6 protein-coding genes and 1 pseudogene are annotated in these 10,933 nt (G+C 41.1%); all 7 read right to left on the bottom strand.

Features of this window, described 5'->3' with window-relative positions; all coding sequences use genetic code 11:
* Positions 1 to 423: 423 nt before the first annotated feature.
* The 7 genes and pseudogenes from gatB to B9P78_RS03495 all read right to left on the bottom strand — a co-directional run bounded on the left by gatB (position 424) and on the right by B9P78_RS03495 (position 10,890).
* Positions 424 to 1,851 (bottom strand): Asp-tRNA(Asn)/Glu-tRNA(Gln) amidotransferase subunit GatB, encoded by a 1,428-nt coding sequence (gene gatB, locus B9P78_RS03525; RefSeq protein WP_094518163.1) that lies wholly within the window; start codon positions 1,849 to 1,851, stop codon positions 424 to 426.
* A gap of 14 nt (positions 1,852 to 1,865) precedes the next feature.
* The gene (gatA, locus tag B9P78_RS03520) at positions 1,866 to 3,320 is read right to left on the bottom strand and encodes an Asp-tRNA(Asn)/Glu-tRNA(Gln) amidotransferase subunit GatA (RefSeq protein ID WP_094518162.1); all 1,455 of its coding nucleotides are present in this window, start codon (positions 3,318 to 3,320) and stop codon (positions 1,866 to 1,868) included.
* Complete coding sequence (gene gatC, locus B9P78_RS03515) at positions 3,320 to 3,625, bottom strand: Asp-tRNA(Asn)/Glu-tRNA(Gln) amidotransferase subunit GatC (protein WP_233487688.1); 306 nt, start codon at positions 3,623 to 3,625, stop codon at positions 3,320 to 3,322. The genes gatA and gatC overlap by 1 nt, the downstream gene beginning before the upstream one ends.
* A gap of 213 nt (positions 3,626 to 3,838) precedes the next feature.
* A complete protein-coding gene (locus tag B9P78_RS03510) occupies positions 3,839 to 4,960 on the bottom strand; it encodes a CamS family sex pheromone protein (RefSeq protein ID WP_094518160.1) in 1,122 nt (373 codons plus the stop codon).
* A gap of 72 nt (positions 4,961 to 5,032) precedes the next feature.
* Positions 5,033 to 7,045 carry an NAD-dependent DNA ligase LigA gene (ligA, locus tag B9P78_RS03505; protein ID WP_094518159.1) on the bottom strand — a complete coding sequence of 671 codons (2,013 nt, stop codon included), beginning with the start codon at positions 7,043 to 7,045 and terminating at the stop codon, positions 5,033 to 5,035.
* 38 nt (positions 7,046 to 7,083) lie between these two features.
* Positions 7,084 to 9,613: pseudogene (locus tag B9P78_RS03500) on the bottom strand (UvrD-helicase domain-containing protein).
* 620 nt (positions 9,614 to 10,233) lie between these two features.
* Positions 10,234 to 10,890, bottom strand: a complete 657-nt coding sequence (locus B9P78_RS03495) for a GntR family transcriptional regulator (RefSeq protein ID WP_094518158.1) — start codon at positions 10,888 to 10,890, stop codon at positions 10,234 to 10,236.
* Between the last annotated feature and the right edge of the window lie 43 nt (positions 10,891 to 10,933).

Below are 10,933 nucleotides of genomic sequence, written 5' to 3'. Positions count from 1 at the left end.
TCTTCAAGATTACTGGAAAATCATATCGTATGAAAGGGAAAATATAAATGGACTTCTAAATTAGACTGTCAAAAACCTACATTTTTATTCTGTCATAAACCTACAATTTTATACTGTCCTTGACAATGCATATATTTGGTGTATCAAGTACGCAATTTCATATGAGAATATTTGGCCTCTTTTTCGATTATGAAATTTCATATTTGAATTTTGGCATCATTTTATCAAATATGACCTGCCCATTTTTGAATATCTGGTCCTTTTTTCTACTATGAGATTTCATATTTGAATACCCACTAAATTCCGCATGAAACACCCATGCCAAAGAAAAAAGCTCTCCTACAGTATTACCATTCAGTAACACCTAGGAGAGCCTTCATATTGTCTGAATATTCAAATGTAGCAAGAAATCAATTCATGAAATTAACGTTTATCCAATTCTTCGGTTAATAATTGGTTTACAACTTGTGGGTTTGCTTGCCCTTTCGTTGCTTTCATAATTTGACCAACTAAGAAACCAGTCGCTTTCTTCTTACCAGCTTTGTAGTCGTCAATTGATTGTTGGTTGTTATCAAGGATTTCAGTAATCAATGGTAACAATTGTGCAGGATCAGATAATTGTACTAAACCTTCAGCTTCAACAACTTCTTTGGCAGAGCCACCCTTATCAGCTAATGATTTGAAGACTTTCTTCGCTTGTTTGCTAGAAATTGTACCATCTTCAATTAATTGAATCATTTCTGCAAGTGATTCTGGTGTTAAACCGATTTGGTCTAATTCTTTTTCATTGTCATTTAGGTAAGCAGATACTTCACCCATTAACCAGTTAGAGGCTTGTTTTGGATCTGCCCCAGCTTTAACAGATGCATCAAAGAAATTAGACATTTCTAGGGTTTGCGTTAAGATTTGCGCATCGTATTCTGGTAATTCGTAAGTTTCTACATAACGTTTACGGCGGTCTGCAGGCATTTCTGGTAAGCTTGCTTGAATTTCTTCTAACCAAGCGTCAGATACTGTAAATGGTGGTAGGTCAGGTTCTGGGAAGTAACGGTAGTCCGCTGCCCCTTCTTTGACACGCATCAATTGTGTTTTACCAGTATTTTCATCGTAACGACGAGTGGCTTGTTCGATAACGCCACCAGCGTTAAGTACTTGTGCTTGGCGTTTTTCTTCGTAAGCTAGACCTTTACGTACGTAGTTGAATGAGTTCAAGTTCTTCAATTCGTTCTTTGTACCAAATTCTTTTTGACCATATGGACGTAAAGAAATGTTGGCGTCACAACGCATAGAACCTTCTTCCATTTTCACATCAGAAACACCTGTGAAACGGATGATTTCACGGATTTTTTCTAGGTAAGCATATGCTTCTTCTGGAGAACGCATATCTGCTTCAGAAACGATTTCCAATAGTGGTGTCCCTTGACGGTTTAAATCCACTAATGAAGCACCGTTGCCGTGAATGTTTTTACCCGCATCTTCTTCTAAATGAAGACGTTCGATGCGGATTTTTTTGGTTTCGCCACCGACTTCAATTTCAATCCAACCATTTTCACCAATTGGTTGCCATAGTTGTGTTGTTTGAAAGGCTTTGGGATTATCTGGGTAGAAGTAGTTCTTTCGGTCAAAATGTTGTACTGGGTTGATTGTACAGTTTAAAGCTAATGCAGCTTTAATCGCAAACTCAATCCCGCGACGGTTCATTTTTGGTAAGACCCCTGGGTAACCAAAGTCAATTACGTTAGTGTTTGTGTTTGGTTCAGCTCCAAAATGAGCGGCAGATGGAGAGAACATTTTTGATTCTGTTTTTAATTCAACATGGACTTCAAGTCCAATGACTGTTTCATAGTTCATTCTTTTTCCCCCTCTTACTCTGCTGGATGTTTTGTATAAGCGTCGTTCACTTGTTCTACGGCATAAGCTGCACGGTAGATTTTTTCTTCTGCAAAACGGTCACCGATAATTTGCATACCAATTGGTAGCCCCTTATCATCAAAACCTACAGGCATTGAAAGACCTGGTAATCCAGCTAAGTTGACAGGTACTGTTAACAAGTCAGCCATGTACATTTCGATTGGATCAGATGATTTTTCACCAATTTTGAAGGCTGTACCAGTGGTTACTGGGCTAACAATTAAGTCGACTTCTTCAAAAATCTTATCAAAAGCTTCTTTAATTAACATACGCACTTTGGCTGCTTGCATGAAGTAGTCATCAATATTTTCAGAAGCGATTGAGAATGTACCAGTCATCAAACGACGTTTTACTTCGTCCCCGAAGCCTTCTGTACGTGTTTTAACGTAAAGTTCTTCTAAGTTAGAGAAGTTTTCCGCACGGTAACCATAACGAATACCATCGTAACGTTGTAAGTTTGAAGATGCTTCAGCAGAAGCGATGATATAGTAGACTGGAATACCATATTTCAAGTTAGCAAAGCTAATTTCTTTTACAGTTGCACCAGCATTTTCTAATTGTTTAATCGCTGCTTGTACTTGTTCTTTCACTTGTGGATCAACTGCATCATCGAAGAATTCTGCAGGTACACCTAGTGTTAAACCTTGAACGCCATCTTTCATAGATGCCACGTAGTTTGGTACTTCTAATGGTGCTGAAGTTGAGTCTTTTTCATCATAACCAGCGATGGTTTGTAACATGATAGCATTATCTTCAACAGTACGTGTCATTGGCCCAACTTGGTCTAATGAAGATGCGAAAGAAATCACTCCCCAACGAGATACACGGCCATATGTAGGTTTCATACCTACGATACCGTTGTATGCTGCTGGTTGACGGATTGAACCACCAGTATCAGTACCTAAAGTTGCTAAGACTTGACCTGCTGCTACAGCGGCTGCAGATCCACCTGATGAACCACCAGGTACACGGTCTGTATCGAATGGGTTACGCACAGGGCCAAAGTAAGATGTTTCGTTAGAACCACCCATTGCGAATTCGTCCATGTTCAATTTACCAATATTGATTGCACCAGCTGCTTCTAAACGTTCAGTTACAGTTGCATCGTAGATTGGGACAAAATCAGCTAACATTTTAGATCCGGCTGTTGTTATTACGCCATTTGTAAGAATATTATCTTTTAACCCAATAGGAATACCTTGTAATGGACGTTCTATTGAGTAACCTTTTGCATCAGATGCTTTGGCTTTCGCTAAGGCATTTTCTTCATCTAATGTGATTACCGCATTGATGATATCATTGTCTGCCTTTACACGGCTAATGGCTTCTTGAACTAATTCTACAGCCGTTACTTGGCCAGCAACCAATTTTTCGTTCAATGAGCGAATCGTATCTGTAAATTTATCCATTAAGCTTCGCCTCCGTCTGTATCAATAATTGATGGTACTTCGATGAACCCATCTGATGTTGTCTTTGCGTTGATGAATAATTCATCACGTGTTTGTGTTTCCACAACTTTGTCTTCGCGCATTACGTTTTTGAAATCAACTGCCCAGAACATTGGGTTTACATTCGTCGTATCTACCGCTTGTAATTCGTTGATCATATTTAGGATGTTGCCAAATTCATTGGTAAAGTGTAACACTTCTTCATCTTCTACTTGGAATTTTGCTAGATTAGCAATCCGTTTAACTTCTTCTTCAGAAATCGCCATAACGGGTTCCTCCTTCATTTTTCAGCTTAGTTTTCGCCTTATTTTACTTGCTTAATTTTAGCATAAACCGACTATATCAACAATGTTAATTAAACTAACATTAGTATTTTTTTGAAAAAGCAATAGGCAAGCCTTTTCATCAAGGTCTTGCCTATTACACCAGGTATCACCTTGTTAATCAATTCTTTTATGTTAAAAAATATAACACCAGAACTAATTTACCAAGACATAGTCAAATGTATCCGCATCTTGTGGACGTGATAACAGGGCACGAACGCCATCTGCTGTCACGACTTGGATTTGAATTTCGACATTTGTTTTGAAGACACTGTTGGCAGTCGCAATTGCTTGTTGCGCTACGGCAATGACTTCAGAATAGCCATCAAATTGGCTATTGATGATGATGTTGATCTTCTTCAATTCATTATCTTCATAGTAACCAACGCCTGATAAACCAGAAAGTTGTGGGTAGAAGCTTGAAACTTGATCACGGAATCGTGTGAAAGAGACAGTGTCTTCTTCATTTGGCGCATCATCGACACCATATACTACATAATCTTTGGTATAGCTAGACCAGTCACCAAAGCTCGTACCACTTGAGGATACGGCGTCTGTCGTGTACGTACCGCCACCCAAGTCACCTGAAGCCGCATTTTCAAAAACGGCAATGTGGATAGGTATGTTGGCGTAGGCCTCGTTCTCACGGATACGGCTGACAATGGTTTCAGCCATCGCTTTCCCCTGTTCAATACGTTGATCAGCGGTGATTTCCACCTCTTGTGAATCTGAATCACTGGTGAAGGTATCAGCATAATTCATGGCCAAACCGATTGAAATCCCAGCTACGTCACCATTGGCATTCACAAAATCGTATTCCATAATGGAGTTTAGATAACGCGGTTCAAAGCCATCAATCGTTTCAGATAAGGCACCAGCTGGGTTCAAACCATTTGGATTGTCATCAGATTTAGCGCCCAACCACTCGTTAACGGTATCTTCACTGAGCACTTGGCCTTCTTTTAGTGAATAGTCTTCTGTTGCAAAGATATTTTGGGCTAAGTCATATAGACCACGCTCCAAATTTTCTAAATTGGCTTGAGAAGTATCACCGGATACCAATCCTGAAGCCCCATTAATTTGGTAAGTGCCATCTTGAATATATGAGGAATAGTATTCCGTCGATAATTGATCCGTTTGATTTTGGCTACTTTGTGTCTCTGTTGAGGATGTACTCGATGCTTGGCTCACATCAGATTCGCCATTTTGGCATGCCGCTAAGGCAAAACTGGCTAGCATTACGATTGCTAATGAATGGTATTTTTTTATTTTCAACACAGCATTCCCTTTCTTCACTTGAGTTTTTACCCAATCCCAAGTACATTCTATTTCTTCTATTGTCTTATTATATTATAACTTGTCCACCATGTCTTGTTCAGAGAAAATCGTAACCCCTAAATCTTGGGCTTTCGTCAATTTCGAACCAGCATCTTCACCGGCCACCAAAATATCCGTTTTCTTAGAAACTGATCCCGTCACATTCCCACCAAGTGCTTCAATCGCTTTCTTGGCTTCCGGACGTGTGTATTGACTCAATTTACCTGTTAGGACGACCGTCTTACCCGCCCAGAAGGAATCCACCGCTTCAATTTCGGCCTTAGCTGGTCCCCTATAGGTCATATTGACCCCACTATCTTTTAGGGATGTTACTAAATCTTGTACCCCATCTGTTGCGAAAAAGGCAACCACCGAATCAGCAATCGTTTCGCCAATTCCTTCAATATTAGTAAAGGCTGCAACATCTTGAACCATGATTTCAGCCATCGAAGGATAGACTTCCGCAATTTGACGGGCCGCTTTCGCGCCAACATGGCGGATACCCAAACCAAACAGCAATCGTTCTAAGGAATTATCCTTAGAGTCGTCAATGGCTTGTATAATTTTATCAGAGGACTTGTCGCCAATCTTATCTAGCGTCATCAATTGGTCTTTTGTCACATGGTATAAGTCAGCCGGACTTTTCACGTTCGCCTTCTCGTACATTTGATCTAAGACACTTGGGCCAACACCTGTAATATTCATAGCGTCACGTGAAACGAAATGGTTCAATTTTTCCTTGACCTGCGCCGGACAAGCTGGATTCACACATCGCAATGCGACTTCATCTTCAAGATGCACCAAGTCACTATGACAAGCCGGACAAACTGTCGGTTTTGGATAAGCTACTGAGTCTTCCGGACGCTTATCTAAAACCACATGTACCACTTCCGGAATAATATCGCCCGCTTTATGGATCACTACGGTATCATGTAAACGAATATCCTTAGCTTCAATGAGGTCCATATTGTGCAAGCTCGCGCGTTGTACGGTTGAACCATCTAATAAGACTGGCTCCATGATGGCAGTTGGTGTAACCACACCCGTACGGCCAACGGTCCACTCAATATCATGCACCACTGTTTCCACTTCTTCGGCTTGGAATTTGTAGGCAATAGCCCATTTCGGCGCTTTCACTGTATAGCCCAGCGTTTCTTGGTCTTCAAACGCATCTACCTTGATAACGATACCATCAATACCGTACGGTAATTCATGACGTTTAGCCGTCATCTCTTCAATGTAGGCTTGAATTTCAGCAGCTGTTTCACAAATACGATACATAGGATTTACCCGCAAACCATAATCTGGGAAAATCTCGAACAGATCAGATTGGCTATGAATAGGCACTTGGTCAGAGAATACACCTGAATACAGGAAAATACTCAAGTTACGACGTGATGTTACATTAGCATCTAGCTGACGAATAGACCCTGCCGCTGCGTTACGAGGGTTGGCAAAGGTTGGCAGACCAGCCTCTTCGCGTTGCTCATTTAAGGCTACGAATGATGCTTTCGGCATATAAATTTCACCACGCACCTCGATATCAATCGCTTGACGTAGCTTCATCGGTACTGACTTAATGGTCCGAACGTTGTTAGTGATATCCTCACCCACCACCCCGTCTCCACGCGTTGCAGCACGGACATAACGGCCGTTCTCATATTGAATGGCTACGGACAGACCGTCAATTTTTAATTCACAGACGAAACGAATTGGCCCATCCACCAAACGTTTAGCATCCTCCACGAATTTATTCACTTCAGCAAAATTAAAGGCATTCCCTAGCGACATCATGGGTTGCGAATGCGTCACCTTAGAAAAGACCTCACTCACCGCATCCCCCACTCGTTGCGTTGGCGATTCTGCCAACACAAACTCAGGATACTTGGCCTCTAACGCCTGCAACTCACGATACAGTTGGTCATACTCCTGATCCGAAATCGTGGGATTATCCAAAGCATAATATTGGTAGGCATAATCATTCAACTGATCCGTCAACTCTTCCATTCGCAAGACATCAATATGTTGTTGCGCATCCTTTGTCATCTTCAATCTCCTTTAAAAATCTCTTTTTACAAAAAGTATTACGCTTGTTTTTGAATAGGTGCAAAGGCTGACAGCAAGCGCTTGATACCTTGGTTTGGAAAGGCAATGTCTAACTCCTGGTCATTTCCGGAACCAGATACTTTCACCACCGTGCCCACGCCCCATTTCTTGTGGACGGCCTTATCGCCGATTGCCCAAGTTACAGGACCTCGACCACCTCAACATCCGGCTTCTTGTTTACCGGATTAAAGACAGAACGTTTCTCCTCTTGCTTGCGGTCATAGAATGAACGCACGTTTGCGCGCTCATAGGTGTTCGCTGAGCGACGATTCGCACTCGCACCACCGAAGTTAGTCGTTGATGCATATGAGGATGACCCACTACTAGCGCCAAATGGCGAATCATAGGAACTGGTAGGTTGGAACACAGAGCGCTCATTTTCGCTATCATCTAAGACTTCTGGGTCAATTTCAGCGATGAATCTTGAGGCTGGATTTGATTGGTATTGCCCGTACAGCAAGCGTGATAGAGAGTTGGTAATATAGAGTTTTTGTTCTGCTCGTGTGATACCCACATAGGCTAGACGGCGTTCTTCTTCTAATTCGTCTTCGTCCTTGGCTGCACGCGCCAATGGGAACATGCCTTCTTCCATCCCAATAATGAATACAACCGGGAATTCAAGTCCTTTGGCCGCATGAAGGGTCATCAGGGTTAGTTCGCCTTGTTGGTTAACGTCTTGATTGTCTAAGTCAGATACCAAGGCCAGGTCAGTAATGAAGCCCATTAAGGCATCTTCCTCGATTGGTTGATCCATCACATTGTCGAGTTCTGCTAGAATTTCATTGGTGTCAAATAAGTTGAAGGTACCATCTGCGTTTAATGGTGTTGCCGTTTGGTCACCTGTTGCTAGATTGGTTGGTGTTAAGTCGAAATCACGATTTTCCTCTTCTTGTGCAGCGATTGTCGCTTCTTGTTCACGCAAATTACGGTCCGCTTCCCAACGTTTGTCGAACTCTTGGGTTACGGAAATGAATTCGTGAATATTATCAATACGGGCATCCGCTTCAAGTGTTTTTTGACTTTCCAAGTCTTTGAGATAGTTGGTTTTTTTCAAGACTTCTTCCACCAATTCTTGAATTGGTAGGAAGGCACGCTCAGCTTGGAGATCAGTCATGGTTTGGGCAAATTCCTTCAAACTCGTTGCACCCTTACCTGTAATAGGCGAATAGTCCACTAACGATGCTGCTTGAAGTAAAGAAATGCCTTGTTGGCTTGCAAAACGGGTTAATTTTTCTAACGTCCCCGGACCAATCCCACGTTTTGGTACATTGATAATACGGGTAAAAGATAAATTATCAGCCGGATTAGCTAGTAATTTCAAGTAAGCTAAGACGTCTTTAATTTCTTTACGGTCGTAGAATTTCAAACCACCGACAATGCGGTATGGCATATTGGCTTTCACCAAATTTTCTTCCATTACACGCGATTGAGCGTTGGTACGGTATAGAATCGCAAAATCACCATAATGATAACCATCATTTTTAGGTGATCCTTAATTTTAGAGATGACATAGTTGGACTCATCGCGTTCATTTTGCGCGCGGTAATAAGAAATCAAATCCCCTTTGTCATTATCAGTCCACAGGGTTTTGTCTTTACGATTGTTATTTTGATTGATGACATTATTGGCCGCTTGCAAAATATTCTTGGTAGAACGGTAATTTTGCTCTAGCAAAATCGTCGTAGAATTTGGATAGTCATGTTCAAAATTCAAGATGTTTTCCATATTGGCACCACGCCAACCATAGATTGATTGGTCAGCATCCCCAACCACACAAACATTTTTGAAGTAAGCCCCTAGGTGTTTCACCAATTTATATTGGGCCTCGTTGGTATCTTGATATTCATCGACATGAATATAGTGAAATTTTTGTTGGTAATATTTCAAAATCTCAGGTTGTTGATCGAATAATTTCACTGTATACATAATTAAATCATCGAAGTCGAATGATTGCGCCGCTTGTAAGCCTTTTTGGTAGCGTTCATACACATCCGCAATAATATCTTCGATGTAGCCTGAGTAATTTTCACGATAGTCATCTGGTAACATCAGATTATTCTTCGCATCAGAAATTTTCCCCAAAATCATTTTGTGGGAAAATTTGTCTTTATCTAGATTTAATTCTTTGATAATACGTTTCACTAAAGTTTGTTGTTCAGATGGATCAGCAATGGTGAACGAACGAGTAAAGCCAATTGCCTCCGCCTCACGACGCAAAATACGTACGCACATGGAGTGAAAAGTCGAGACCCACATATCATTGGCATCCGGACCGACAAGCGCAGACACACGCTCCTTCATCTCCTTAGCAGCCTTATTGGTAAAGGTGATTGCTAAGATATTCCATGGATTCACATCCTTCTCGCTTAAAATATAAGCCATACGGTGGGTCAAAACACGTGTCTTCCCACTACCCGCACCGGCCATAATTAAGAGCGGACCTTCAGTATGCTCAACAGCCTCTCTTTGCTTATCATTCAAGCCTTTGGTAAATTGATTCAGTGCCATTTCTTAGGCCACCTTCCCTATAGTTTCAATGATAAGTCTACCATTAATAGAACACCCGTTCAATAATTATAGGATGAGAGGGAGGGCGTTTAGACAGGTAACACTGAAGGACATATGCAGTAGCGAGTGCAACTTGCTGCAAATATGTTCGAAGTGGAGACCTGTCTGCCCGAACGAACTCGACTGGATAGGATGAGAGGGAGGGCGTTTAGAAAGCCGTCGGTGGAAGATTAGTGATGACGATGATGTAAGTCATCGGCGAGCTAATCTGAAGCGAGAGGCTTTCTGGAGATCCGAACTCGACTGGATAGGATAATTGGAAAAATGTTCAGCTCCTAACCAGCTTGGTTTAAAGAATGAAATCCCATATTTGAAAAAACAGGGAAATATTCAAGAACGACAGCCTATACTTGAAAAAATAGCGAAATATTCAAATATGAAATCCCATATTTGAAAAGCGCCTGAAAATTTATGATTGATAGCCCATCTTTTAAAAATCTTTCGTCTGAATATCCAATTGCCCTAGACGTTCACCACCCGACAGAAAAAACACCAAATATCATCCACACCCTTTTTCACAAAAAAGAATTGACCACAATGGCCAATTCTCTTAAAAATTGCTATTTATTAATTTGATATAAAATCAGTTGGTTAATCCAGATACGGGCTTGTTTACGCGCCATGGCATAATCCTTTTCTATTAAGGCTTCTAGCATGGTCGCGTAGTTCTCATTCAAGTCCTTCGCTTCACGTCTGAAGAAAGTTGGATCTTCCTTAGATTCTTTGATATACAATTCATGCAAAGGTTGAATTGTATTTAAGGTCACCTGTCTGAAGTAAGAGTTTGGATAGAATGATACTAAATAGGTAAACATTCTAAATTCCGTATCAAAATAGGCCTCCAATTGGAAATTTGTCAAAGATGCATTAATCTCGTCTTTCAAGGTTTCGACCTTTTGAACATCCACTTGTACATCTTTATTTTGCATCTGTTGGAATAAGTTCATCGTCAACAATTCAATAAATTGCAAACGTTCCACAATCGCACGCGCATTCAAGGTATTCTTTGCAACAACTGCCCCTTTATACTGTTCAATTCGGATATAATCCTCTTCAGCAAGTTGAGCCATGGCTTTTCGAACCGGCGTTCGGCTCATACCTAATGTCTCTGCAATTTCTACTTCTTTTAAGTGTGTGTCAGGTAATAGCAGATTGCTATCAATTTGTTCTTTCAGATATTGGTATGCAATATCCTTATAGCTTTTAGACTTTGCCACGGTTCTACCCCCTGTAAAAAGTACAATATACCGAGATATTGTT

Source organism: Aerococcus sp. 1KP-2016 (assembly GCF_002252085.1).
In the GTDB taxonomy this organism is placed as follows: Bacteria; Bacillota; Bacilli; order Lactobacillales; family Aerococcaceae; genus Aerococcus.
This window is presented reverse-complemented; position numbering and strand designations above follow the sequence as displayed.

Bases quoted from the DNA above. Each gene is read 5' to 3' on its own strand.
- gatB (WP_094518163.1), bottom strand. From the start codon at position 1,851: ATGAACTATGAAACAGTCATTGGACTTGAAGTCCATGTTGAATTAAAA.
- gatA (WP_094518162.1), bottom strand. From the start codon at position 3,320: ATGGATAAATTTACAGATACGATTCGCTCATTGAACGAAAAATTGGTT.
- gatC (WP_233487688.1), bottom strand. From the start codon at position 3,625: ATGGCGATTTCTGAAGAAGAAGTTAAACGGATTGCTAATCTAGCAAAA.
- ligA (WP_094518159.1), bottom strand. From the start codon at position 7,045: ATGACAAAGGATGCGCAACAACATATTGATGTCTTGCGAATGGAAGAG.